Source organism: Streptococcus sp. E17BB (genome assembly GCF_041807725.1).
In the GTDB taxonomy this organism is placed as follows: Bacteria; Bacillota; Bacilli; order Lactobacillales; family Streptococcaceae; genus Streptococcus; species Streptococcus entericus.
In genome coordinates this window covers 53,805-78,448 of record NZ_JBGTZC010000005.1, presented here as the reverse complement: position 1 = coordinate 78,448, position 24,644 = coordinate 53,805, and the positions used below count along the sequence as shown (strand labels likewise).

The 24,644-nt window shown below is 46.0% G+C and carries 22 protein-coding genes; 1 reads left to right on the top strand and 21 read right to left on the bottom strand.

All coding sequences use genetic code 11. The features are described from left to right. Positions 1 to 545 precede the first annotated feature (545 nt). The 17 genes from mraY to ACERC7_RS02180 form a co-directional block, all read right to left on the bottom strand. On the bottom strand, positions 546 to 1,556 hold the full coding sequence (gene mraY, locus ACERC7_RS02260; protein ID WP_373666010.1) for a phospho-N-acetylmuramoyl-pentapeptide-transferase: 1,011 nt from the start codon (positions 1,554 to 1,556) through the stop codon (positions 546 to 548). Between the two features lie 15 nt (positions 1,557 to 1,571). Further along, complete coding sequence (gene pbp2X / locus ACERC7_RS02255) at positions 1,572 to 3,824, bottom strand: penicillin-binding protein PBP2X (RefSeq protein ID WP_373666007.1); 2,253 nt, start codon at positions 3,822 to 3,824, stop codon at positions 1,572 to 1,574. A 2-nt stretch (positions 3,825 to 3,826) separates the two neighbouring features. Further along, entirely contained in the window at positions 3,827 to 4,150 is a 324-nt protein-coding gene (ftsL, locus tag ACERC7_RS02250; RefSeq protein WP_373658076.1) for a cell division protein FtsL, read from the bottom strand. 5 nt (positions 4,151 to 4,155) lie between these two features. Further along, a complete protein-coding gene (gene rsmH, locus ACERC7_RS02245; RefSeq protein WP_373658075.1) occupies positions 4,156 to 5,106 on the bottom strand; it encodes a 16S rRNA (cytosine(1402)-N(4))-methyltransferase RsmH in 951 nt (316 codons plus the stop codon). A 264-nt stretch (positions 5,107 to 5,370) separates the two neighbouring features. Beyond that, positions 5,371 to 6,195: an ammonia-dependent NAD(+) synthetase gene (gene nadE / locus ACERC7_RS02240; protein ID WP_373658074.1), complete on the bottom strand. Its 825-nt coding sequence runs from the start codon at positions 6,193 to 6,195 to the stop codon at positions 5,371 to 5,373. Beyond that, the gene (locus ACERC7_RS02235) at positions 6,192 to 7,661 is read right to left on the bottom strand and encodes a nicotinate phosphoribosyltransferase (RefSeq protein WP_373666006.1); all 1,470 of its coding nucleotides are present in this window, start codon (positions 7,659 to 7,661) and stop codon (positions 6,192 to 6,194) included. Before ACERC7_RS02235 ends, nadE begins: the two co-directional genes overlap by 4 nt. Positions 7,662 to 7,774: 113 nt before the next feature. Then, positions 7,775 to 8,689 (bottom strand): thioredoxin-disulfide reductase, encoded by a 915-nt coding sequence (gene trxB / locus ACERC7_RS02230; RefSeq protein WP_373666005.1) that lies wholly within the window; start codon positions 8,687 to 8,689, stop codon positions 7,775 to 7,777. A 23-nt stretch (positions 8,690 to 8,712) separates the two neighbouring features. Further along, positions 8,713 to 8,937 (bottom strand): DUF4059 family protein, encoded by a 225-nt coding sequence (locus tag ACERC7_RS02225; protein ID WP_373666004.1) that lies wholly within the window; start codon positions 8,935 to 8,937, stop codon positions 8,713 to 8,715. Between the two features lie 77 nt (positions 8,938 to 9,014). Next, positions 9,015 to 9,758 carry an amino acid ABC transporter ATP-binding protein gene (locus tag ACERC7_RS02220; protein ID WP_373666003.1) on the bottom strand — a complete coding sequence of 248 codons (744 nt, stop codon included), beginning with the start codon at positions 9,756 to 9,758 and terminating at the stop codon, positions 9,015 to 9,017. Further along, positions 9,751 to 10,539, bottom strand: coding sequence for an amino acid ABC transporter permease (locus tag ACERC7_RS02215; protein ID WP_373666002.1), 789 nt, complete (start codon positions 10,537 to 10,539; stop codon positions 9,751 to 9,753). Before ACERC7_RS02215 ends, ACERC7_RS02220 begins: the two co-directional genes overlap by 8 nt. 980 nt (positions 10,540 to 11,519) lie before the next feature. Further along, positions 11,520 to 12,863: a DEAD/DEAH box helicase gene (locus ACERC7_RS02210; RefSeq protein ID WP_373658068.1), complete on the bottom strand. Its 1,344-nt coding sequence runs from the start codon at positions 12,861 to 12,863 to the stop codon at positions 11,520 to 11,522. Between the two features lie 680 nt (positions 12,864 to 13,543). Continuing rightward, a complete protein-coding gene (gene alaS, locus ACERC7_RS02205) occupies positions 13,544 to 16,162 on the bottom strand; it encodes an alanine--tRNA ligase (RefSeq protein ID WP_373666001.1) in 2,619 nt (872 codons plus the stop codon). Between the two features lie 14 nt (positions 16,163 to 16,176). Next, complete coding sequence (locus ACERC7_RS02200; protein ID WP_373666000.1) at positions 16,177 to 16,677, bottom strand: LURP-one-related/scramblase family protein; 501 nt, start codon at positions 16,675 to 16,677, stop codon at positions 16,177 to 16,179. 193 nt (positions 16,678 to 16,870) lie between these two features. Next, positions 16,871 to 17,839 (bottom strand): peptidyl-prolyl cis-trans isomerase, encoded by a 969-nt coding sequence (locus ACERC7_RS02195; RefSeq protein WP_373658065.1) that lies wholly within the window; start codon positions 17,837 to 17,839, stop codon positions 16,871 to 16,873. A gap of 60 nt (positions 17,840 to 17,899) precedes the next feature. Further along, complete coding sequence (locus ACERC7_RS02190; RefSeq protein WP_373658064.1) at positions 17,900 to 18,607, bottom strand: O-methyltransferase; 708 nt, start codon at positions 18,605 to 18,607, stop codon at positions 17,900 to 17,902. 21 nt (positions 18,608 to 18,628) lie between these two features. Beyond that, positions 18,629 to 19,252 carry an HAD-IA family hydrolase gene (locus ACERC7_RS02185; protein ID WP_373658063.1) on the bottom strand — a complete coding sequence of 208 codons (624 nt, stop codon included), beginning with the start codon at positions 19,250 to 19,252 and terminating at the stop codon, positions 18,629 to 18,631. 1 nt (position 19,253) lies between these two features. Beyond that, the gene (locus ACERC7_RS02180; RefSeq protein WP_373658062.1) at positions 19,254 to 19,580 is read right to left on the bottom strand and encodes a winged helix-turn-helix transcriptional regulator; all 327 of its coding nucleotides are present in this window, start codon (positions 19,578 to 19,580) and stop codon (positions 19,254 to 19,256) included. A gap of 144 nt (positions 19,581 to 19,724) precedes the next feature. Between ACERC7_RS02180 and ACERC7_RS02175 the strand changes: the two genes are divergently transcribed. Further along, positions 19,725 to 20,345, top strand: a complete 621-nt coding sequence (locus ACERC7_RS02175; protein ID WP_373658061.1) for an NAD(P)-dependent oxidoreductase — start codon at positions 19,725 to 19,727, stop codon at positions 20,343 to 20,345. Between the two features lie 42 nt (positions 20,346 to 20,387). On the opposite strand, the gene ACERC7_RS02170 is transcribed toward ACERC7_RS02175, so the two are convergent. The 4 genes from ACERC7_RS02170 to ACERC7_RS02155 all read right to left on the bottom strand — a co-directional run bounded on the left by ACERC7_RS02170 (position 20,388) and on the right by ACERC7_RS02155 (position 24,577). Further along, a complete protein-coding gene (locus ACERC7_RS02170) occupies positions 20,388 to 20,897 on the bottom strand; it encodes a GNAT family N-acetyltransferase (protein WP_373665999.1) in 510 nt (169 codons plus the stop codon). 49 nt (positions 20,898 to 20,946) lie between these two features. Next, the gene (gene pepF, locus ACERC7_RS02165) at positions 20,947 to 22,749 is read right to left on the bottom strand and encodes an oligoendopeptidase F (RefSeq protein WP_373658059.1); all 1,803 of its coding nucleotides are present in this window, start codon (positions 22,747 to 22,749) and stop codon (positions 20,947 to 20,949) included. Between the two features lie 6 nt (positions 22,750 to 22,755). Then, the gene (locus ACERC7_RS02160; protein ID WP_373665998.1) at positions 22,756 to 23,703 is read right to left on the bottom strand and encodes a competence protein CoiA; all 948 of its coding nucleotides are present in this window, start codon (positions 23,701 to 23,703) and stop codon (positions 22,756 to 22,758) included. 169 nt (positions 23,704 to 23,872) lie between these two features. Next, positions 23,873 to 24,577, bottom strand: coding sequence for a glucosamine-6-phosphate deaminase (locus ACERC7_RS02155; protein ID WP_373665997.1), 705 nt, complete (start codon positions 24,575 to 24,577; stop codon positions 23,873 to 23,875). Positions 24,578 to 24,644 lie beyond the last annotated feature (67 nt).

Sequence of the window (24,644 nt, the reverse complement as noted above, 5' to 3'; positions counted from 1 at the left end):
TTTATTTCTTAGCTCATAGAGATTTAATTTATCTTCGTAGCTCAATTTCATAAAAAAGCACCCCATTCGTTAGATTATCTGTCTAACTTTTGGGGTGCGGTTCACTGGCGGTAGGGAGAGTTTTTATATAGAAATCAGAGATAGTCTCTTGTACAATATGCTATATTTAATCAAGACGATTCTACTAGGCTTTGTGAGGATAGTAGCGGATAGCTCTAGTTTCTTCATCAATACGATGATGGCGTCAGCTGAGTATAAGACCTGCTCAAATTTTCAGGCGTGGGAGTGAAACAGTCTGAGAAACGATTTTAGCCCGAGCCCTAGAAAGTTGACAGGTGAGGAAAAATCGAATGCTACAAATTGCCAACTGAGACCCACTCTCCTTAAGATGATTCAACTCTGTATCGGCAACTTTAACAGAGCAACTTAGAACGACAACGTATGCTCACTGGCGGAAATCAAAAAACGAAGCGACCTCTCTAGGTATCTAGAGAAATCACCTCGCTATGAAATCATAATCATCTGTCTCAGTCATCTGTTTTTACTCAAAAGAGATATAGACCTGCTAGCACAAGGAGACTTGACAGCGCTCCCAGTGACCAGAGGAAGGCATCAACCTGCCATTCACTCCACTTATCCCCTTTGCCTGACAAGCCACCGAGTTCAAGGTGATGATGAAAGGGGGTCATGCGGAAAATACGTCGCCCTTCACCATATTTCTTCTTGGTGTATTTGAAGTAGGTAACCTGTAACATAACTGAAAGGGTTTCAATCACATAGACAAGACCAATCAGTAGCAAGGTCCACTCTTGGCGCAAGGTAATGGAAATAGACGCTAATAAGGCACCCAGAGCAAGGCTCCCCACATCTCCCATGAAAACCTTGGCAGGCTTTTTATTAAAGACAAAGAAGCCCAGAAGACCACCTACCACAGTCAGATTGAGCAAAAGAACATCAAACTGCTTTTGCTGCACAGCGATGACACTATAAGCCAGAAGACTAACCACCACCGAAATTGACGACAGACCATCGATGCCATCTGTCAGGTTAACCGCATTTGAAAAACCAACCAACCAAAACAAGAGAAATGCCAGATAAAAGATGCCAAGATGAAGCTCAATCCCCAAAATATTGAGACTATCTGTACCGCTCGGTAGCACATGCACCAGATAAAACACGAGACCACCAAAAATCTGTAAGGCTAACTTTTGCTTCGGTGTCAGGCCTTCGTTGATTTTTTTGAAAATTTTCAGAAAATCGTCCAAAAACCCGATAGTGCCGTAAATGAAAAGCACCAGCAGATTGCCAAAAATCGCCCCCAACTGAGGTGTTCCCTTATAAAGAAGCGCACCAAAAATACCTGCTACCAAGAGAGAAACGAGGATAAAGACAGTGCCTCCCATAGTAGGGGTCCCAGCTTTTTCAAGATGCTGTTTCACATCGGCGTGCATCTGCTGACCACCGATTTTTTTGAGCTTGTAAAACCTCATAAACGAGGGCATAAGGAGCACCACTAGCCCAAAAGCTACTAGTCCTGCCACAATACCTGCAATCATCATTATTCCTTTCATCTAATCATCACCAAGTGTAACGATTAATTTTTTCACCGTTGACAAGGTCGTCCCTAAGGCCTGATTTTGTTTAACCACACGACCAGTTCCCTTGATTTCTAGTTCAATCCCTGTCCACTCTGCAAACAGCTTGACATTTTCTTCGGTCCAGCCATAAAGATCTGGCATGGTGTCGAATTTGTTGGTCAAGAGCAAAATCTGATGACCTGGTGCCAAGTCTGTTCCTTCCTGAGCTGACACCTTACTAATTTTATTACCATTTCCTAAAATAACAGGGTGTAGCAAGTGACGCCGCAATTCATCTGCTGTATCACCTGGGTTTTCGCCTTTTAATTTAGGCAGTTTGTAGGCTGTCACTTCTGTCTCATTCGAGTGGTCAGTTGTATCAAGACTATCTTTGATAAACATGGCTTCTTCCAAAATTGGGTTTATCAGGTTTTGCCAGTAAAGACCTGACCACCTCTCACGAGGCTGCTGAATGGTTGTGTACATGATAAACTCCGGATCCTCAGCAGGCAACATGGCAACCACCGAGTGGATATAGTCATTCTCTCCAGTCAAATAACCACCGCCATCTGGATTGGCAATTTCAGCAGTTCCTGACTTAACTGCAATCGAGTAACCATTGACCCGAATCAGAGGACCGCCCGCACTAGGGTAGAACATGGTTCCAAAGTAAGGATCTGTGCCCACTTGTACCATATACTCAAGTGTTTGATCAGTAGCTTCCTTGGATACAGGATTACCCATCACTTCAGTTGTTGCAACACGGTTGGTGTCCGTATTAGGATCGTACAGACGTTTGATAAACTGCGGTTGCACCATGACACCATCGTTTGAGATGGCTGTAAAGGCACGCAACATTTGGAGCTGAGTCACAGAAATCCCCTGCCCAAAGGAACTCATCGCATAAGTCACAATATTATCCGCAGGAAGCAGACCTGTCGCTTCTCCACCGATACCAATCCTTGCTGGCAGGCCAAAACGGAATTTTTCAAGGTAGTTCAGCCAGCGGGCATCTCCTAGTTTTTGCTGTAAAATCGTCATCCCGATATTGCTGGAAAATGGCAGAGCATTAGCAATCGTCATGTAACGTCCCTCACTGACACCTGAATTGACATCCCAGTCCTTAATGATGGCATCTGCAATCTGGATTTGATTGTTAAAATAGGCTTGGTTTGGGTCAAACACTCCTGCATCAATAGCTGATGCTGTCGTTATGGTCTTAAGTGTAGAACCTGGTTCATAATTGGTCTGGTAAAGGACGTTATTCCACGAGAAGCCCTCTGCATCCAGACCTTCCTTGGTGTCCGAATTAAAGCTAGGGCGTTGAGTTGTTGCCAAAATTTGCCCTGTTTTGGCATGGATTAAGGTTGCACTGGCAAAAACACCATTGGCTTTGGATTGAAACTCATCCATAGCTGTTTCAAGGTTAATCTGTAAAGGTGCTGATAAGGTTGTATAAACATCTTGCCCATCTTTGACTTGCCGTTTGACCTGACCAGTGCCTAATTGGGGTAAACCGGCGCGATCCTTTTCATAAATAACGATACCGTCTTGCCCCGCTAGGATACTGTTGAGCGAAGCCTCCATGCCTGTTGTACCGATAAGGCTTTTACTGCCATCTTTATTTTCTTGTTGCTGTGCCAAGCCGATAAACTGAGAAGCAAAAGCACCGTTTGGGTACATTCGATTAGCACTGCCTGTAAAATGAACTCCCTGAATCTCACGTTCTTTCAGAGCGTCAGTAATGGCTCTCATATTGCTGTAGGAGATGTTGCTCCCTCCGACACCAAAAGAAACCTGAACGAGCCCATCTTGACTGAGCTGGCTGATGGTGTAGTCTTTTTCGATACCTAGAACATCATGAAAAACATCTGCAACAGCCTGAAAATGTTTGCTTTCAACATACAGAGGCTTCTCATCAACATCTATGTGCTTTTTATCAATCACAGCATGGACAGTGTAAGTCGTTGAGGCTTCTGCAATCGGCACTCCATTACGGTCATAAATTGTTCCCCGCTTAGCAGGAATGAGTTGCTCAACTTGGTGAACCTGTTTAGCAAGTTCAGATAACTTGACCCCAAACTTGCTGTCTGTTCCGATAATCACTGCAAAATTGATAATGAAAACAAAGAAAATCACAATGGTCAACATCATCAGATTTTGTGCGACACGTTTCCTGTTTTCTTTTGGCGTTTGGCGACGATCCGTCAAGACAAAACTCAAGAACCATTTCTTAAATCTATTCATGCTTAATCCACTTTCTGTAAATTACCACTTTGTGTTTTTATATCTGATTTGGTCACAATGTCGGTAATGCGTTCCAGCCGTGTTAATTCATTGACTTCTTGCTTGGCATCGTTCAACTCATCCTTCTGGTCATTGATCTTGTTGTTGAGAACAGTAATATCTTGTTGTAGTTGCTGATGTCGAATTTGCATGTAAACCACACTTACTGCCATAATAATCCCAGTGATAACCAGACACAGGTAAAAGGTCTTCTCAATTCTTGAAAAGGTTCTAATCTTATCCCCCAGCACTCGTCTGAGGTCCTCAGTATACTTTTCCTTAGCCATTTGCTTTACTTCCTTATTTTTTCAGCCACCCGTAATTTTGCGGAATGGGCTCGATTGTTTGTCATCAATTCAGCCTCAGATGGTAATATCGGTTTTCTATTGATCAAGCGAACCATGGGCTGGAGGTCTTCTGGGATAAAGGGGAGACCTTTTGGTACTTCAACAGTTGAGGCCTCCTTAAACAACTGTTTGGTCAGTCGATCTTCTAAGGAGTGGAAGGTGATGACGGAAATTCTTCCCCCAACAGCTAGCAGTTCCAAGGCCTGCTGAATAGAGGCATCTGCTGCACCTAATTCATCATTGACCTCGATTCGAATAGCCTGAAAAATTTGCTTAGCAGGATGCCCTTTTTTCTTGAGTTCTTTAGCTGGTTTGGCAGATTTGATGATATCCGCCAGTTCTGTTGTGGTCTCGATTGGTTTGACTTGCCTGATTTGCTCGATTTTTCTGGCAATCTGTTTGGCAAATTTATCCTCACCATACTTGAAAAAAATCCTTACTAAATCATGGTAGTCATAACCATTAACCACATCATAGGCAGAAAAAGCTTGGTCGCGGTTCATCCGCATATCTAACGGCGCATCTTTTTTATAGGAAAATCCTCGCTCCCGCTCATCCAACTGCGGACTAGATACCCCTAAATCATATATAATGCCATCGATTTCTGCCACACCATGTGCTGCTAAAGCCTGCTTCAACTGGCGAAAATTGGCTCGGATAAAGGTCACCTGCCCTTTTTCAACGTATGGCTTAAGTCTTATCATTGCATGGTCGATTGCTGCCTGATCTTGGTCAAAGCAATACAAATGCCCCTTATCACTCAGTTGAGATAAGAGGTAACTGGAATGCCCAGCGCCACCCAAGGTCGCATCAACATAGACACCGTCAGGCTTAATAGCAAGACTATCCACAGTCTCTTTTAGAAGTACTGTCACATGATGAAATTCTACTGTCATAACCTTTATTGTACCATATTTCCAATTTTTTATAAAAGGAAAGGCTGAGTTTTTGACGTAGCAATGAATTTGTCATGTTTTCGATAAGGCATTGTTATCACAGCCAATGTCAGTTTTGACCAGCGACTCTACGAAAGCCTCTGAATCTGCTGACAAACTTTTCACCACAACACTAAAAAATTTGGCTTTAGACAATCAAAGCCAAATCTCTTTATATATTTGTTACTTCATCATATTAGACTAAGACACCGAGAGGCCGCTCAGCTATTTCCAAAACTCATCAAAAATTGTAATCGGCAGATGGCGTTTGTGCTGGGTCTTATGCCACCAATTTTCAATAATCTGGCGGTCTTGCTCTGCGATGGTCTTACCTTCAAGGTAGTCGTCAATAGCCGTGTAGGTGACACCGAGCGCCACTTCGTCAGCCTGCTGAGGCTTGTTTTCTTCGAGGTCTGCAATGGGGACTTTGTTGTAGAGAGCAGGGTCTGCTCCTAGTTCTTGCAAGAGTTGCTTGCCTTGCCGCTTATTGAGACGAAAGAGAGGCAGAATGTCTGCGCCACCATCGCCAAACTTGGTAAAGAAACCTGTGATATTCTCAGCAGCATGATCCGTTCCGATGACGGCACCCTTGTTATCTCCTGCAATTGCGTACTGGGCAATCATGCGCATTCTGGCCTTGATGTTGCCCTTATTGAAGTCTGAGATGTACTGTCCAGCTGCTGCTAAACCAGCAACAATGCCATCAACCCCTTCCTTGATATTGACCGTCAGGGTTTGGTCCGGTTGGATAAAGGCTAAGGCTTTTTGAGCATCTGCTTCATCTGCTTGGATACCATAAGGCAGACGCACAGCGATGAACTGATAACTGTCATCGCTTGTCTCCTGACGGAGCTCTGCGATGGCGAGCTGGGCCAGGCGCCCAGCGAGGGTCGAATCCTGCCCACCTGAAATGCCCAATACCAAACTTTTAAGAAAGGGGTGTTTGCGCAGATAAGCCTTTAGAAAGTCGATGGAGCGGCGAATTTCTGCTGCAGGGTCGATAACAGGTTTGACCCCTAATTCCTTGATAATCTCGTCTTGTAAACTCATTGCCCGTTCTCCTTTGCTTGTTCTTGTGCTTTCTTGCGGAGGTCATCGATAATCTTCATCTTGTTATCCCAGACGTCTTGAGCGAGGTCAACTGGATAAGGCTGCGGGTTGAGAATCCGCTTGTACTCGTCCCAGAGTTGGTCGTATTGCTGGCGGCTGTACTCTTTAATCTCCTCAAGGCTCGGCAGGTCATAGACCAGCTCACCGTCTTTGAAGATGTCAATCAAGAGCGGTCTGGCTTCGAACTCACGCACCGTCTTATTGATGTAGGTGTAAACGGGATGGAACATAAAAATCTCATCCATACTGGTCACATCGACATCGGCATAGGTGATGTAGTCCCCTTCTGACTTGCCTTTGGCACAGCTGGTGATGCGCCAGACTTGTTTCTTACCTGGTATGGAGACTTTTTCGGCATTGCTGGAGAGCTTGATGGTATCAACCATGCGCCCTTCGTCGTTTTCGATGGAGACAATCTTATAAACCGCACCAAGAGCTGGCTGGTCATAGGCAGTAATCAGTTTGGTGCCGACGCCCCAGACATCAATTTTGGCCTTTTGCATCTTGAGGTTGAGGATGGTATTCTCATCGAGGTCGTTTGAGGCGTAGATTTTAGCATTTGGGAAGCCAGCATCGTCTAGCTGTTGACGGACTTTCTTAGACAGGTAGGCCATATCACCCGAATCCAGTCTCACTCCTTTAAAGTTAATCTTATCCCCGAACTCTTTAGCGACATCGATGGCCGCAGGCACCCCAACTCGAAGGGTATCATAGGTGTCAACTAGGAAAACACAGTCGTAGTGGGTCTCGGCATAGGCCTTAAAGGCCTTGTAATCATCACCATAAGTCTGGACCAAAGCGTGAGCATGGGTTCCAAGGACAGGAATGCCAAAAATCTTGCCTGCCCGCACATTGCTGGTTCCGTCAGCCCCACCGATAACAGCTGCTCGTGTTCCCCAGATGGCAGCGTCCATCTCCTGAGCCCGACGTGTTCCAAATTCCAACAGCGGCTCATCTTCGATAACAGCCTTAATCCGAGCTGCCTTGGTCGCAATCAAGGTCTGGAAATTGATGATGTTGAGCAGGGCGGTCTCAATCAACTGGCAATGGGCTAGCGGGCCTTCAATCTGCACCAAGGGCTCATTGGCAAAGACCAAGTCCCCCTCACGCGTCGACCGAACCGTTAGCTGGAGCTTGAAGTCTGTTAGATAAGCCAGATAGTCCTCATCATAGCTCATCTCCCGCAGATAAGCGATGTCTGTCTCCGTAAAACGTAAATTCTGCAGGTACTTGACCAAGCGCTCCAAGCCTGCAAACACGGCATAACCATTGTTAAAGGGGAGCTTTCGGAAGTAAGCCTCAAAGACCGCATGCTTGTTGTGAATACCTTGCTTAAAATAGACTTGCATCATGTTAATCTGGTACAAATCCGTATGCAGGGTTAAACTGTCATCTGGGTATAGCATATTTTCTCCTTTTCTGGACATAGCAGAGCTAGTTTTCACCTCACCATTATACCAAAAATAGCCCAAAAGGGCTATTTTTGTGAACTTTTACTCAATAACAAGAACAGGCTCTTTTATCCGTGTTCCACAATGTACTGATAAGCCTGCTGACCAGCGATGGCGCCATCACCCACAGCAGTTGTAATCTGACGCAGGTGTTTTTGACGAACATCACCGATGGCAAAAATTCCAGGTACCACTGTACGCATCAGCTCATCTGTCACAATCCACCCTTGCTCATCTGTAATGCCAAGACCGTCAACCATACCTGAAACCGGGTCTAGACCAACATAGATAAAGACCCCGCCAAAGGCATGTTCAGACAGCTCACCAGTTTTGACATTCTCCACCAAAACACTATCAACCTTGATGTCACTGCCTTTAATTTCCTTAACGACACTGTCCCAGATAAACTTAATCTTATCGTTAGCAAAGGCTCTGTCTTGCAAAACTTTTTGGGCACGAAGTTCATCACGTCGGTGAATAATGGTCACACTAGAAGCAAATCGTGTCAGAAAGAGGGCTTCTTCAACAGCAGAGTCTCCACCACCGACAACCAATAGGTCTTGTCCTCGGAAGAATGCCCCATCGCAGACCGCACAGTAGGAGACCCCACGGCTAGTATAGGTATCCTCACCAGGTGCTCCCAAGAGACGGTGCTTGGCTCCTGTCGCCACAATGACTGTCTTCGTCTCATAGGTCGTGTCAGCTGTTTTCACCAATTTATGGTCACCCTTGTCCTCAATACCAGTGACAATACCGTAAAGGTTTTCAACACCCATTTTTTCTAAGGGTTCGTGCATTTTCATGGACAATTCTGGTCCTGTAATCAGGTCAAAACCTGGGTAGTTTTCAATGTCCAAGGTGTTATTCATCTGACCACCAGGTGCCCCCTGCTCAATCAGTGCTGTTTTTAAGTTACTACGTGCTGCATAGAGGGCAGCAGTCATGCCCGCAGGCCCACTACCAATAATAATCGTATCGTACATATCGTTTACTTCCCTATTTATTTTTAAGATTTCACCATTAACAAAATAGCCATAAAGGCGAAGGCCATGACCGGAATCGTCATCAGCAGCATAAGAGACAGCTCATAAAGCACTCGACGGCGTTGTTTTTGACTATCGTCCAATCCCCTAGCCGCGCGGTAGAGTAACCATAGCCCTCCCAGAACAACTGCTGTTATCGCCGAAAGCCCCAGCCCTTGTAAATAAAAACCAAAAATCTCTGACAGCATGTCCTTGTCTCCACATCATAAAAATACTCACTAAAAAGGAGTATTCTCATTATATCAAAACTTCTTGCTTTTTTCGACTAATTAAAATTCTTCTTATAGTTAGCGAAAAACTCTCTTGTTCGCTCATGTTTCGGCTGGTTAAAAATCTGATCTGGCGTGCCTTCTTCCAAAATTTTCCCTTTTTCAAGGAAAAATACCTTATCTGCCACTTCGTAAACAAAGCCCATGTCGTGACTGACCAAAATCATGGTTTGACCGTTCTTGGCTGCTGCTGCGATGGATTTTTCAACTTCACCGACCAGCTCAGGGTCAAGGGCTGAGGTGGGCTCGTCCAGAAGCAAGACATCAGGTTTCATAGCCAGTGCCCGAGCAATAGCAACCCGCTGTTTCTGACCGCCAGAGAGATGTTTGGGGTAGTGCCCCATACGGTCGGCTAGGCCGACTTTTGCCAACTCTTCTTTGGCGATAGCTGTCGCTTCTTCGTCGGAGAGTTTCTTGACCAGTTTAAGGCCTTCTTTAACATTATCAAGGGCCGTCCGACGTTCAAAGAGGTTGAATTGCTGGAACACCATGGCTAATTTGCGACGCAAGGTCAACACCTGTTCCTTACTAATCTTGCCGAAATCAACGGTAAAACCGTCAATGTCAATACTGCCTGTGTCAGGCTTTTCCAAGTAATTGAGCGACCGTAAAAAGGTCGATTTACCTGCTCCTGATGCACCGACCAGGGCGATAACCTCCCCTTTCTCGATGGTCAAATTGAGATTGTCCAAGACAGTTTGTCCAGAAAATTCCTTTGAGAGGTTGCTGATTTTAATCATGTACTCGTCCTCCTTCCACACGGTCTGGTGACTTGATTTCCATCTTCTTCTCGAGCAAACGACCGATATTTTCGATGATAATGCTAATCCCCCAGTAAATCAAGGCAACAGAGATGAAGCGCTCGAAATAACGGTAGTCACTCCCACCCAGAATCTGAGCTTGAGCAAACATTTCGACAATCCCAGCGTTAAAAGCTAGCGATGTGCCCTTGGTCAAACCAATCAGGGTATTGATGAGTGTGGGTGTTGCGACCACCGCCGCATGGGGAATGATCACCCGGCGATAGACCTGCGCCTCGGTCATCCCAAGACTCCTTGCCGCTTCAATCTCACCAGGATTGACCGACAAAATTGCTGCCCGAAGCGTCTCACTAGTATAAGCCGCTTCATTAAAAGCAAAAGCAGTGATGGCAAAAACCTGTGCAGGAATATCGTTAATATTAAAGTTAAACCCATACTTCGTATTGATGGCTTTGAGCACCAGCGGAATCCCGTAGTAGGTCAGCATAAGTTGCACCAGAACGGGCGTCCCCCGCAAAAAACTCACAAAAACCGCTTGGATTGGGTAAAGCACCTTGACCCGATTGATTTTGACGATGGCAAATAGCAGAGCTAGTACCAAGCCGAAACATGCTCCTGCAAACGTCAGCCCCAAGGTCACAGGGAGACGTTCTAAAATCTTTGGCAGGGCATCAAATACCGCTCGCCAACTAAATAATTTACCAGCTGGAATCCATTCTAAAAACTCCTGATACCATGCTGGTACGGCTACTAAAAACATAGGATAGGTTCCTTTCTAACGTTCCAAAAGTTTACATGGAACTGCTACTAATTATACTAGTCTATCACATTCTTCCTCTATTTTCTAATAGTTAGTTCTAATAGACACGATAGGAAAATCTTATGAAGAAAAAACCAGATGCCACCGCATCTGGTTTGTAAAGATAAACAAGTGATCACCTAAACCCATGAAAAGCACTGGCTAAATAGCCTAACATGCCATTTTTGGTCGCCTGATTGCCCTCTCTTTCCTTGAAATTTTCCCAAACTTGCCGCTCCTCAGGGGGTCAAGCGAATGACCTTTTTAATCACCAAATCAGCAAAACTCTGACGAGCCTTTCCAAGTCTAGTTTCCAAGACCAGTCCGTGATACTTCTCTTGTTTCACGATGGCAATGGTCTCTTATAAGAACTGAGTAACCTGATCATCCACCTCTTGATTGTCGACTGTCCGCATCGACAGGACAATAACTTTCGATCACTCTAAATCCAATAACACTAATTATTTGGTCATTTTATCACCTTTTCTAGGGAATGTCTGTTCTGTCATAAGCAACTGCTATCATTAGTCCACATCTTTAGCAATTTTTACCGAATTAGCAAGTCCAACGGCATATTGTTGATTGATTTTTTTGATGCGATCAGGCTCTGAATCAGTTTTTAATTAGCGCAAAAACCTGTCCTCCGACCTAGGCTCTAAGAGTAAATGGGTCAACTGATTTGCCAAATGACTTTTTTGATTATTCAACAATATGATAATCATAAGTTGAATAATTGCAATTCCCATCCAAACCAAGTACCGTTCCATAGCGAACACCACCTTCCTATTGTAATAGATTGCTTTTATTATGATCCCAAAAGAGGCTTGTTTCCAATGATTGTGTTACCACTTTCTATCAGCAACAACAAAAAGATTGAAGAATAGGCTCAAACGCCACCTCTTCAATCTTTATTTGTTTTCTTCACATTCAGGAAAAACAACTTAAAAACTTTGCTTTTTAGCTTTGCGCTCGGCTCTGCCTTTGGCACGAGCTTCAATGCGTTTTTCCTTACGGCGTTTTTCTTTGACCGCCCACTGGATTTTTTTCTTGTAGCCTGGTTTGATTTTCTTCTTTTTCTTTTTAACCAAACCAATCATCTCGATGTCGAGTTTCTCATGAGATTTTTCCCGATTGACTCGACGATCGCGGTCGTAGGTATCAATGATTTCGCCATCTTTGATGGTTTTTGGTGTAAACGTCACGCCAAGTTTCTCTAGCTCACGAATATCGCTGTCATCGCTCGGGTGATAGAGGGTGATAGCTGTGCCGCGCAAGCCATTGCGACCCGTTCGCCCCACTCGGTGAACAAAGAAGGACAAATCTTGAGGAATGGCATCATTGATGACGTGACTGACCCCCTCAATGTCGATACCGCGCGCTGCTAAATCAGTCGCTACGATGTACTCGTAGTCTAAGTGCTTGACCTGCGCCATAATGCGTTTGCGCTCACGGGGCTGAATGCCACCATGGATTTTAGCTACCTTGAGCCCATTGGCGACCAGATAGCCGTGAAGGTCGTCCGCTCGCTCCTTGGTGTTGACGAAAATCATGGCCAAGTAAGGCTGTAGAGTCTTTGCAATCGCCAAAATCTGAGCATTCTTATCCCGCCCTTTGGTGGAGACCAGCCAGTTGTCAATGGTGTCTGCGATGACTGTTTTGGTCTTGATTTGCTCCATGACAGGGTTGGTTAGGTATTTTTTGAGAAAGGGCTGGAGCTTCTGTGGAATCGTCGCTGAGAAGACCAGGATTTGCACCTGCTTGGGCAGGCTAGCCGCGATCTTATCTACCGTGTCTAAGAAGCCCATGTCTAAGGTCATATCGGCTTCGTCCACGACAAAGGTATGTGCCTTATGGATACCCAAATCACCTGATTTGACCAAGTCATAAATCCGACCCGGCGTCCCGATGACAATGTGAGGCTGGCTACTAGTTAGCTTCTCAATTTGGCGGAGTTTATCTGTGCCACCGACATAGTTGACCACCCGAATCTCCTCAGCCGAGTGTGTTGCAATCTGACGAGTAGCTTGGTAAATCTGGGTTGCCAGCTCTCGAGACGGTGCTGTGATGACCACCTGTACGTGGTCCACCGCTGGATCAATCTTTTCAAAAATAGGCAAGAGGAAAGTGTGGGTCTTACCGGAACCAGTCTTTGACTCGCCGACCAAGTCGCGACCCGAACGCACCACAGGAATCAGCTTTTGCTGCACTCCTGTCGGCTGAATAAAGTTCACCTCGTCCAACGCTACTTGGATAAAGGGCTTAAAATTAAAATCCTTAAATGACATGATAACCTCGTTTCTTTGTCTTCTATTATACCATACTTTGCATGAGAAAGATACGGACGTAGGTTTGAGTTCCAAAGACTTACTGGAATATCACTTGCCATATCATGAGCTAAGATATCGTTTTTCTGAAATCAAAAGAAGCATAACATCGCTACCTGTTAAAAACGATTCCTACTTTTATAGCTATTCACCAATAATGCAAGTCTACTATCATTTTCTCACGAGTAGCTATCCTGCACAACTGAGTAGCAAAAAAGACTGAAGAAAACAGTCTAAACGACTTTTTCTCAAGTCTGAGAGCGGGACTCAATCGGTCATTGATTAGTAGTTGATACCTCCCCACCTGTCAAATATCTAGGGTTCGGGCTAAAACGATCTCTCCCAGACCGTTTTTGACACTTGCTCAGCAAGTTTCATTTCCCGATAAAAAGGCATCCTGACCTTTTTATCCCACCTCCGCATGGCTTCAACAGTTAAGAAGTGGCGATTTGAGGTTTGAAATTTGGGAAATATTGCTTTCCTCATTCGTTAGGGCTGTTCAGGTGATGACACCAGAACATTAGAGAGTAGAGTTGCCACCTTCAAGGCACAGGCACCTTGAAGCACTCAACCACTGCGTCTAACTTTGTTAACAATAACAAAAAGGGAAGGTTAGGACATTTGTCCCAGCCTCTGCACTACTATAAATTCTCACCAACAGCTGCCAGTAAGTCCGCTATCTTGCTAGCGTCAGCTCCTCCTGCCATGGCCATGTCTGGCTTGCCGCCACCACGACCGTTGATGATAGGAGCGAGCGCCTTAACCAGATTGCCAGCGTGGGCGTTTGCTGACTTGCTAGCGACAAGGAGGTTTACCTTGTCTCCGATAGCCGCTACCAGAACCAAGACATCTGAGTAGTCTCCCTGCTTCCAATTGTCTGCAAAAGTGCGAAGAGCCCCTACATCAGCAACATCAACTTGACTAGCAATGTAGTGAAGATCGTTTGCTTCCTTGACCTCCTTAAAGAGGTCACCAGCTGCCGCTGCTGCAGCTTTTTCTTTCAGACTGGCATTTTCTTTTTGCAACTCACGGAGGTCGGCTTGCAGGCTAGCGACCTTATTTGGCACCTCTTTCAGTTGCGGAGCTTTCAAGGTTGCCGCAATGGTCTTGAGGGCGTCCTCTTGCTCACGGTAAGCCAAGAAGGCTTCGCGACCTGTCACCGCTAGGAGACGACGAGTTCCAGAGCCGATTCCCTCTTCTTTGACAATCTTGAAGAGGCCGATTTCAGCGGTATTGCCGACATGGGTTCCCCCACAAAGCTCGATGGAATAGTCGCCAATGGTCACGACACGCACAACCTTGCCGTACTTCTCGCCAAAGAGAGCCATGGCTCCCATGCCTTTTGCCGTCTCCACATCCGTTTCAACGGTCACAACAGGAAGGGCCTCCCAAATTTTCTCATTAACCTGCTCCTCGATACGGCGGAGCTCTTCTGCTGTCACCGCCTCAAAGTGGGTAAAGTCAAAGCGAAGGAAACCAGCTTCGTTAAGGGAGCCTGCTTGGGTCGCATGCTCACCGATGATGTCGTGGAGGGCTGCATGGAGCAAGTGCGTCGCAGTATGGTTTTTCTCCACCGCCTGACGGCGTGCCTTATCAATCTCCAGCACATAGCTTGTACCAACAGACAGGCTAGCCAATACTTCTACGGTGTGGAGCGGCTGTCCATTCGGCGCCTTTTGGACATCAATGACCTTCGCCACCGTGTCACCCTTGTCATTTTTAATCACACCGTGGTCAGCCACCTGACCACCCATCTCCGCATAAAACGGCGTTTGCTCAAAGAGCAACAGCGCTTGTCCCTCAGAGATGGCTTCTGTCCTTTCATTGTCAGCGATGATGACAGAGAGCGGGCTCGTCAAGCTAGTCTCTCCGTAGATAAAGGTGGATGGCTCAACCAGCGCAGCCAACGTCTCGTTTTGCATGCCCATAGAGCCACCTTTTACCACGCTAGCACGAGCGCGGTCTTGCTGCTCTTTCATGGCTGCCTTGAAGCCCTCGTGGTCAATGGCAAAGCCAGCATCCTCTGCCAATTCTTCGGTCAACTCAACAGGGAAACCATAGGTGTCATAGAGTTTGAAAATATCCTGACCAGACACGGTGGCCTGCCCTGCTTTTTTCAAATCTGCCAAGAGCTCTTCCAAGTGAACAGACCCTGCGTCAATGGTGCGAGCAAAAGTTTCTTCTTCTCGCTTGACAATTTTCTCAATGAAGTCACGTTTTTCAGGGATTTCTGGGTAGTAGCTCTTCATGATCTCGCCCACTGTCACGACCAGCTCGTAAAGGAAGGGCTTATCAATGCCGAGACGGCGACCGTGCATGACCGCACGACGGAGGAGGCGACGAAGAACGTAGCCACGCCCTTCGTTTCCAGGCAGAGCCCCATCACCGATGGCAAAACTGAGGGCACGGATATGGTCAGCGATAACCTTGAAGCTCATGTTGTCGCCATCAGGGTCATAGGTCTTACCAGACATGACTTCCACTCGCTCGATAATCGGCAGGAAGAGGTCGGTCTCAAAGTTGGTCTTAGCCCCTTGGAAAATGGAGACCAGACGCTCCAGACCAGCTCCCGTATCGATGTTTTTATTTGGCAGTTCCTTGTACTCGCTGCGTGGAACCGCAGGATCAGCGTTGAACTGGGACAGCACCACATTCCAAATCTCGATGTAACGGTCGTTTTCAATGTCCTCTTCCAGCAGGCGAATCCCGATGTTTTCTGGGTCAAAGTCTGTTCCACGGTCAAAGAAAATCTCTGTGTCTGGTCCTGATGGTCCAGCACCGATTTCCCAGAAATTATCCTCCAGAGGAATCAGGTGGCTAGGGTCAACCCCCAGCTCAATCCAGCGATTGTAAGAATCCGTATCCGCAGGATAATAAGTCATGTAGAGCTTGTCCAAAGGCATAGCAAACCAGTCTGGGCTGGTCAAGAGCTCAAAGGCAAAAGCAATGGCCTCATCACGGAAATAATCCCCAATAGAAAAGTTGCCCAACATCTCAAACATGGTGTGGTGACGAGCGGTCTTACCGACATTTTCAATGTCATTAGTACGGATGGATTTTTGAGCATTGGTAATCCGTGGATTTTCAGGATTTACCGTCCCGTCAAAATATTTTTTCAAAGTTGCAACCCCAGAATTGATCCAGAGCAGGGTTGGGTCGTTGACCGGCACCAAATTGGCTGATGGCTCAACGCTGTGGCCTTTTGAGGCAAAGAAATCCAGCCACATTTGGCGTACTTCAGCTGATGTCATGTATCTCATTATCAATATCTCCTTTAATTAGCGGCTGAGCTAGCGCTAGCTGCCGCTTCTGTTTCCTTAACGTAGTCAATGGCAATAACAAGGGCAATTACCAAATCGCTGTAGGCTTCCTCATGAACCGTCACTTGGTAGGTCGAGGTGAGACGAAACCATTCTTGATTGATGTCTGCAATCTTGCGACCGTCTTTTTTTAGGGTGAAGTCCATATCCCAGAAATCACCCTGAACAACCATATCTAGTCCCTCAATCCGATAGCGCGGGCGAAACCAGCTAAACTCCTTTTGCAGGGCAAACTGCTCCCCACTGGCTAAGGTAATGGTAGAGCGTGGCAAAAACCACGTCCACTGCCGCTTAATCCGAGCGACCTCCTGACCAGCCATATCCGTGATGGTAAATTCTTTGAGCCACTTGAGCAAGGAACCGGCTACCTCATGGTGCGGCTGATTATGCTGGTCTTTGACCTGAAATTTGCCTGCCAAGGACCAAAATCTTTGCTTAATATAGAACTTCTTCATCTTGCACCATTCCTCAAAAAATGACAAAACCATCAAACGAGGGGCGAAAAACCGCGGTACCACCCTCATTCAATGACCTTGTCATCCTCTTCTTTATTTGATTTTCTTAGTAAGTAGCAGACATGTTAATCAATGACTGGCTCACAACAGCCGCCAGCTTTCTGAACATTGATGGTTAACACTCATTCTTACCTTATTCTGATTTTTCCTCTGAACTAGAGGTTTCTGCTGAACTGTTGCTGGTTTCGGCACTTGATGACGCTACAGCATCTGTTGCCGCATAAGCTGATAAAATATTGGCGAAAGCATCGTCTTTGATTTTAACATTTGCCTTCTCCAAAGCTGCCGCAACCACTTGACGTTGGAAATTGCTGTCAGCCTTTTTCTCAGCAAGAAGCATCAATTCCAAACGATTTTTATAGGTCTTCCAATCAGAAGCCTTCTCTGTCTTAGCCGTTGTCTTGATAATGTAGTAGCCTGTCGTAAAGGTCTGCTGGTTAGTGACAGGGACAATCTCTGAAATACCGTTAACATCAAGCTTCGCAGCTGCTGCACGCACTTCTGCAGGAAGATTGTTTTCTGCACTATCAAACTTATACTCCGTCTCAGAAGCCTTGGTTTTTTCCTTGGCAATCGCTGCAAAGTCAGCGCCTTGAGCCTTAACTTGCTCTAAAACAGCTTTTGCTTCATCCTCTGTTTGGAGGAGAATAACTTGTGCTGTAATTTCTGGGGTATAAGTTTCAAAGGCCTTGGCATAGGTTTCGTCAGTGATTTCTTTTTTGGCAGCTTCTTCTACCGCATATTCCAGCAGTAAATTTTTGCGCAATTCTTGCTTATAAGTCTCTGTTGTCAAGCCGACTTGAGCCAGAGCATTAGCAAAGTTGTCGCCGTACTGCTCTGCTGTCTTGTTATAGGCTTCAGTAACTTTTTCCTCGGACACTTTATCACCATATTGTTCCTCAAAAACTCGTGATAAAATCAAGGTCAGCATAGCTTGTTGAGCAGCAGATGTTTTCTTAACCTCTGCATAGAAATCAGAAACTGTAATCGTGTCACCTTTCATTGTGACCAACTTCGTCTCTTCTGTTGCCCCCTTGGCACAAGCTGCCAGCGTTGTTACCGACAGAAGCGTCAAAGCTCCCATCACAAAGCGTTTTTTCATGATTAGTTACTCCTTTTCAATCTTAACCCTATCATTATAGCACATTTTCTTAAAAATAACTTAGTCTGGAAGGACAATATTTTCTGCGTTTTTACGAATCATCAAAAGCCCGTCACCTAGTGGCAGTAAAGTTGCTGTCAAATCAGGGTGATTCAGGGTCGCCTCAAAGAGCTTGTGAAGTCCCTTGTAGATAGCCCGTTGTCCACGGTGGATTTGGTCAAATGGCAGAGCAACGTCACCGCCTTGAAATACGTCGTCAATGACGACGACACCGCCGACCCTTAATCGCTTGAGGATTTCAGGGAGAAAGACGATGTACTTGGATTTAGCCGAATCCATAAAGGCGAGGTCATAAGTTTCCGTCAATCCACCCAAAAGATCCACCGCATCGCCCTCCAAGAGGGTAATTTGCTGGCAATGATCATACTTGGAAAAATTAGCCTTAGCCAGCTCAATCATCTCAGGATTGCGGTCGATGGTCGTGATTTGGGCAGACGGGGCATTATCAGCCATGAGTAGAGCTGAAAAGCCGATAGCCGTTCCGACTTCTAAAATCTGCTTGGGTTGCAAGGTCTGCAAGAGAAAGCGAAAATAAGCCACTGTCTCATGGGGAATCACAGGGACATTGTGTGCCTTGGCAAAAGCCTCAAGCTCTGCCAGATGACCAGTAACCGGCGCCTGCTGGTGTCGCATAAAATCAACAATTTCAGGCTTGACCACGGGGCGTCTCATGTTGTTATTGGAGTGTTCATTATATGTTTTTACCATAAGACGATTGTACCATATTTACTAGAAAATCGGTAGTGCCAAAATATCCCGTAAGTGTTCAATGTTGGTATTGGTTGGACTGTCTGGCTGGGTCAGATTAATGGAGTGAATTCCTGCCCGCTCGGCAGCTTCCCTATCCAGAGAACGGTCACCAATATAGTAGGTCTGGGTTTTGTCCAGTCCATACTTGTCCAAAAGATAGAAAAGAGCATCCGGCTCTGGTTTTCTGGCAAAGCCGTGAGTGCTGTTAATCACCTCAGTGAAATAATCAGCAATGCCCAGGCGTTCGAGGACCGCATCAGTCGTTGCTCCCTTGTGGGTATAGATAAAGTGATGGACACCAGCAGAAGCTGTCTGAGCCAGAACGTCTAGAGCACCTGGCATCAGGATAATCTGGTCATCTAACTGCTCCTGCCCTGCCATAAAACTAGCCATCAGTTGGAGATCATCACCTTCTAAATCAGCCTTCTTTGCTTGAGTCTCCAACAAGTGTTTAACGGAAGTCCGAAGGATAAACTCCCCAACTTCCGTCTCATCGAAAGCCCAGCCATGCTGCGCATAGAGCTGTTTTAGCACGATCATAATGGCTGGATAGGAATCTGCTAGAGTACCGTCAAAATCCCAAATAAACGCGGTTTTTGTCATTCTAATTTCCCTCTTTGAGTGTTCTAATATACTTCCCACCCCAGACCTCGATTTGCTCTAAGACAGCGTGAAATTCCTGCCCAATCGCTGTTAAGCGATACTCAACCCGAGGCGGGACTTCTGGGTAAACCGTTCGTGTAATCAAGCCCTCGTCTTCTAGATAGCGTAATTGCTTGGTCAGGGTTGATTGGGTAATTTCTCCCAGATCTCGTTGGAGTTCCCCAAATCGCTTGGTCTGTCCATCCAAATGATGCAAAATCAAAATCGCCCATTTCCCTGAAATGAGTTTTTGCGTGGTTACAAACGGGCACTTGCCAAATAATTCCATCTTTTTCTCCTTTATATCATCCATTTCTATCCTAAAAGATACCAACTATTCATAAAAAATCTACTTGTTATTTTCTACTAACTTGTTAAAATAGTGGTGTAATCGATTATAGCACAATTTTGTCAAAAAAGGTAGGTAGACTCTATGAAAATTGCCATTATCGGTGCCAACGGAAAAGCTGGCAAACGCATTGCTCAAGAAGCTCTCAAGCGCGGTCATGAGGTCACAGCCATCGTCCGCGATGCTCAAAAAACGGACCTAACACCTGTCATCGAAAAAGACATCCTCTCCATCACGACAGCAGATGTCGCAGGTCTGGACGCCCTTATCATTGCAACAGGTTTTTGGACACCAGACCTCTTTCATCTCTTTGAGGAGGGGCATCGTCACATTGCCCGCCTCTTGTCAGACAGTGACACCCGTCTCCTTGTTGTCGGCGGTGCTGGCAGTCTCTATCTAGATGATAGCCACACCAGCCAGCCTGAATTTCCCGAGGATTTTGTTCCCTTTATTCAGGCCTCAAATGCTGGGCTTGCTGTTCTACGCCTATTTTCAACGGTCGCTTGGACCTATTTCAGTCCAGCAATGACCTTTGATCCAGACGGACGGGCAACAGGGGCTTATACCCTTGGTGGCGAAGAACTCATCCTCAACGCTGCTGGTGAGAGCTACATCAGCTATGCCGACTACGCCTTGGCCATGGTTGATGAGCTGGAAAACGCCCGTTTCATCCGCCAACGGTTTACAGCTGTATCTGAGCGCTAAAATCAACCCCACTCTCGATAGATAGTTGAGAGTGGGGTTTTCTTATCTCGTCACCCAATAGCGGGCTAAGGTTTTTCCGTCCTTAAGAGTGATAATGTCCTGCAACACACCGCCGACACTCTCAATCGTCTTGCAACTGGGCAGATTATCCGCCAAAGCAGTGATAAAGACACGGTTAATTCCTCTTTCCTCGTAGCGGTCAAGGGCATAGCGGAGCAGAGTCCTCATAACCCCCTGCTGCCGAAACTTGGGTGAAGTAACATAGCCGATATGGCCACCCACAGTCGCTAAATCCCCCTTATCCAATTCCCAACGACAACCGATTCGTCCAGCTATCTCATCACCGATAAAGGCGTAATAATTGGTTGACGTTGACCAGTCAGGGTTGGCAGTTGTTGTTTCCTCTCGTCTGGTCTTTTCGTAGAAGGCTAGAAAATCAGTAACTGGTCTGGTTTCAACAAACCCATTTCCTGCTTCACGTTCCGCCACTAAAAGGCGGTTAAAATCGAGAAAAGCAACTTCATCAGTTACTGCTAATCGTCTAATGTCCATCGGTTATCCCTCCTTAACGAAAAAGGGCAGTCAGCCGCCCTTTTATCATCTATTTGTGTGCACCTTTTGCAACCAACTCTTCCAACTCGATCAAGCGTTTCTCAAAAACAGCGAAGGCTGCTTCAAGATAGTCCACTTCTTCCATATCAACACCAGCTTTTTTGATGACGTTGAGTGGGTAATCTGAGTTACCAGCCTTGAGGTAGTCCAGATACTTATCCTTATCCTCTTGTGTGCCATAGACAATCTTATCTGCCAAGAAATTAGCAGCTGCAAAGCCTGTTGCATACTGATAAACATAGTAGTTATAGTAGAAGTGCGGAATACGCGCCCACTCATACTGAATTTGCGGATTGTCCTCAGCAGAGAGACCATAGTACTTCTCATTGATATCCGCATAGAGCTTGTTGAGGTAGTCACTGGTCAGCACTTCTCCAGCTTGATCAGCCTTGTGGATAGCATCTTCAAACTCAGCAAACTGGGTTTGACGGAAGATGGTACCACGGAAACCATCAAGGTAGTTATTGAGAATAGCAAAGCGAACCTTCTCATCCGTCACCTCTTGCAGGAGGGCTTCAGTCAGGATATTCTCATTAGTCGTTGAGGCAATCTCTGCTAAGAAAATAGAGTAATCACCGTACACATACGGCTGGTTCTCACGAGTGTACATGGAGTGCATGCTGTGACCCGTCTCGTGAAGCAAGGTGTAGAAGTTGTTGAGGTTGTCTTGCCAGTTGAGCAGCATAAAAGCATTGGTATCGTAAGACCCACCAGAATAAGCACCAGAGCGCTTGCCCTTGTTCTCGTGAACATCAATCCAACGGTTCTCAAACGCCTCCTTAACCCGACGGGCATAATCCTCTCCAAAAATAGACAAGACTTCTTGTCCCTTGGTCAACGCTTCCTCATAGGTCATTGAGAGGTCAGTTTCTGACAGCGGGGTTAGGAGATCATACATCTTGAGGTCAGGCAAGTCAAGGATATCCTGACGGAGTTTGATGTAGCGATGCAGCAAGGGCAGGTGTTTGTTAACTGTTTCAACCAAGGTCTCATAAACAGACTCTGGGATAAAATTGGCTGCTAGAGCCGCTTGACGGGCAGAGGCGTATTTTCTGACCTTGGCCTTGTAGTTGTGAACCTTGACATTGGTTTGTAACGTCTTGGCATAGGTGTGTTGGAACTGCTCGTAAACACTATACAAACCTTCATAGGCCTCACGGCGGACATCACGGTCCTTATTTTCCAACAATTTGATGTAAGTCCCATGAGTCAACTCGACTACACCACCCTCACCATCTGGTACTATTGGGAAAAGGATATCCGCATTATCTAAAATGGAGAAGGTCTCGGATGCGGAACCGAAAATCTCGCTGGCGCCAGCCAAAAGCTCTTCTTCTGCCTGTGATAGAACATGTTCTTTTTGTTGGAATAAGCGCTCAAAATAGTGCTTATAAAGCGCAAGTCCTGCTTCTTCTGACAGAAACTCCTGGTACTGCTCCTCTGTGATGGTCATAAACTCTGGTTCATAGAAGGCAAACGTTCCACTGAATGCCGCATAAACTGACAGTGCTTTAGCTTGGAACTCCTGATACTTAGCAACTGTCGTGTCCTCATCATTTTTCATGGAAGCATAGACATAGAGTTTTTCGATGCGACGCGCTAAGCCTAACTGAGCTTCTGTGATTTCCAAAAGACTAGCCGCCGAGTCCAGCAAATGCCCTTGATACGCTACTGCTGATTCAACATCAGTCTGTAAAGCTTCAAACTCCGCCTCCCACGCCTCATCTGTTGGGAAAATAGTGGTCAAGTCCCAAGTGTGCTTGACATCAAGATGTGTCCGATTTTCTGACATAAATCATTATTCCTTTCCTATTGTTCTGTTCTCCATTATAGCATAAAATCGCGGAGGATAAAGGGTTTGTCTGCTCGTTGCCTCATTTTTCTCATAAAAAGCTGTAAATTGTGCCAAATATCGCCCCAAATCAAGCCCCTCCACAGCCATAGGCTGCACCTGAGGGTAAAAAGCTGCCGCTGACCAGGTTAAAAGATTATCCCCTCGCGTGTAGGCTTGCGCCTGACGCTCCAGCCATTTGGTATTTTTCTGAACAAGCTGGCGCTGAACATAGGCGGCGGGGTCCGGTAACATAGCTACCGTCAACTGAGCAAGTCGCTGACTGGCAAAAGGCTGCCGCAGAAAATCCATCACATCACCGCTTAAGGGGCGGCTCATCACCAGCCCTTGCAGGCGACCAGTTAAGTCTTCGTGCAACAAATACCGCAACCGTAATTCCTGCTTAACGGCATCCAACTCCCAGAGATAAATCCCCATATTTTGTGAAAAATTAGCCATCTGACGATGAAGTTGGCTGGCTGTTTGCCCTAGCCAGAGCTTTTTTCCCAGTAGCCAGATAACTTGGTAGCCTGCCTGCTGATAGGCTACTGTTCGCCCTCTTAAACGCACAAGGCTCAATCGACTGCACTGAACTTCCAAAACCAAGCTGCCATTAATCAATAAATCTGCCACCTGTCCCAACTCAGGCAAAACCGCCTCAATCTCCACTGAAATCCCGTGGGCCGATAAACTGCGATAGAGAGCGGCTTTTAATTCCAAGTGCTCTGCGGATTCATTTTCATGGAAAAATTGACAATCTGCCAAGCGAATGTGAGCAAAGTGTGGTCGCATGACCTTCCCCTGCTTGAAACAGACAGGTGCCTGACAAGCAGGGCACCGATAAGTCTCTCTTTTGGAACAAGCCTCCTCCAAAACATTGACCAGACGACCATCTGAACGCATAGCGACTAACACCTCTTCACCTCCTATTGTCTTATTCGTCAAAAAATAAGAAAAAGAAGTGCCATAACACTTGTAAATAAGCCGACCACCTGTTAACTGGTTATTTCTCTTATTCAATCTGGAACAGCTCATAAGCCTTGTTAAAAAGACCAGGACTTTGGTCCCAGCCTCATTACTACTCTTAATCTAACTTGCTAGCCGCTGCATCATCGACAATGACATAGACTTCTGGATGGTTTTGCAAGCTGCTGGCAGGCAAATCCGTTGTCGGCTGACCATTGACCATTCCAGCAATCGCGTCAGCTTTTGCCGCCCCGTAAGCCATCAAAATGATACTCTTTGCTGCTAAAATGCTACTGATGCCCATGGAAATGGCTTGGCGTGGAACCTCGCTTTCATCATCAAAGAAGCGAGCATTAGCCTTGATGGTGTCCTCAGCCAAGTCAACCACCTGTGTTTTAGCTTCAAAAGGCGTTCCTGGTTCGTTGAAGCCGATATGACCGTTGTTGCCAATCCCTAAAATCTGCAAACCCACAGGGTACTGCTCAAGAAGCGCATCGTAGCGCTTGGTTTCAGCGTCCAAATCTTCTGCTAAGCCGTTAGGCAAAAAGCTTTCTTTGAATGGTTTAGCATGAAAGAGATTTTGGTGCATAAAGTGATGATAAGATTGGTCGTTGTCAGCAGACAGTCCGACATACTCATCCAAGTTAATGCTACGTAGCCCCGATAAATCAAGGTCACTGGCAACGATTTGCTTGTAAAACTCGATTGGCGTGCTACCTGTTGCAAGTCCTAATGTTTGAGCTCCAGCTGCTAATTTTTCCTTGAGCAGTTCAAAAGCAACCCTGCCGCCTTCAACGCTGTCCTTCACACGAATGATTTTCATGATGTCTCCTTTTGGTCTATACCGATTTGATGCCTCTATTATATGGTATAGACCAATTTTTGTCAAG

Coding starts and splice junctions, on each gene's coding strand:
- ACERC7_RS02195 (WP_373658065.1), bottom strand. CDS start 17,839: ATGAAAAAACGCTTTGTGATGGGAGCTTTGACGCTTCTGTCGGTAACA.
- ftsL (WP_373658076.1), bottom strand. CDS start 4,150: ATGGCTAAGGAAAAGTATACTGAGGACCTCAGACGAGTGCTGGGGGAT.
- nadE (WP_373658074.1), bottom strand. CDS start 6,195: ATGAGTTTACAAGACGAGATTATCAAGGAATTAGGGGTCAAACCTGTT.
- ACERC7_RS02225 (WP_373666004.1), bottom strand. CDS start 8,937: ATGCTGTCAGAGATTTTTGGTTTTTATTTACAAGGGCTGGGGCTTTCG.
- pepF (WP_373658059.1), bottom strand. CDS start 22,749: ATGTCAGAAAATCGGACACATCTTGATGTCAAGCACACTTGGGACTTG.
- ACERC7_RS02155 (WP_373665997.1), bottom strand. CDS start 24,577: ATGAAAATCATTCGTGTGAAGGACAGCGTTGAAGGCGGCAGGGTTGCT.
- ACERC7_RS02220 (WP_373666003.1), bottom strand. CDS start 9,758: ATGATTAAAATCAGCAACCTCTCAAAGGAATTTTCTGGACAAACTGTC.
- ACERC7_RS02190 (WP_373658064.1), bottom strand. CDS start 18,607: ATGGTAAAAACATATAATGAACACTCCAATAACAACATGAGACGCCCC.
- ACERC7_RS02215 (WP_373666002.1), bottom strand. CDS start 10,539: ATGTTTTTAGTAGCCGTACCAGCATGGTATCAGGAGTTTTTAGAATGG.
- ACERC7_RS02175 (WP_373658061.1), top strand. CDS start 19,725: ATGAAAATTGCCATTATCGGTGCCAACGGAAAAGCTGGCAAACGCATT.
- mraY (WP_373666010.1), bottom strand. CDS start 1,556: ATGATTGCAGGTATTGTGGCAGGACTAGTAGCTTTTGGGCTAGTGGTG.
- trxB (WP_373666005.1), bottom strand. CDS start 8,689: ATGTACGATACGATTATTATTGGTAGTGGGCCTGCGGGCATGACTGCT.
- rsmH (WP_373658075.1), bottom strand. CDS start 5,106: ATGACAGTAGAATTTCATCATGTGACAGTACTTCTAAAAGAGACTGTG.
- ACERC7_RS02200 (WP_373666000.1), bottom strand. CDS start 16,677: ATGAAGAAGTTCTATATTAAGCAAAGATTTTGGTCCTTGGCAGGCAAA.
- ACERC7_RS02210 (WP_373658068.1), bottom strand. CDS start 12,863: ATGTCATTTAAGGATTTTAATTTTAAGCCCTTTATCCAAGTAGCGTTG.
- alaS (WP_373666001.1), bottom strand. CDS start 16,162: ATGAGATACATGACATCAGCTGAAGTACGCCAAATGTGGCTGGATTTC.
- ACERC7_RS02180 (WP_373658062.1), bottom strand. CDS start 19,580: ATGGAATTATTTGGCAAGTGCCCGTTTGTAACCACGCAAAAACTCATT.
- ACERC7_RS02185 (WP_373658063.1), bottom strand. CDS start 19,252: ATGACAAAAACCGCGTTTATTTGGGATTTTGACGGTACTCTAGCAGAT.
- ACERC7_RS02235 (WP_373666006.1), bottom strand. CDS start 7,661: ATGCTATACCCAGATGACAGTTTAACCCTGCATACGGATTTGTACCAG.
- ACERC7_RS02170 (WP_373665999.1), bottom strand. CDS start 20,897: ATGGACATTAGACGATTAGCAGTAACTGATGAAGTTGCTTTTCTCGAT.
- pbp2X (WP_373666007.1), bottom strand. CDS start 3,824: ATGAATAGATTTAAGAAATGGTTCTTGAGTTTTGTCTTGACGGATCGT.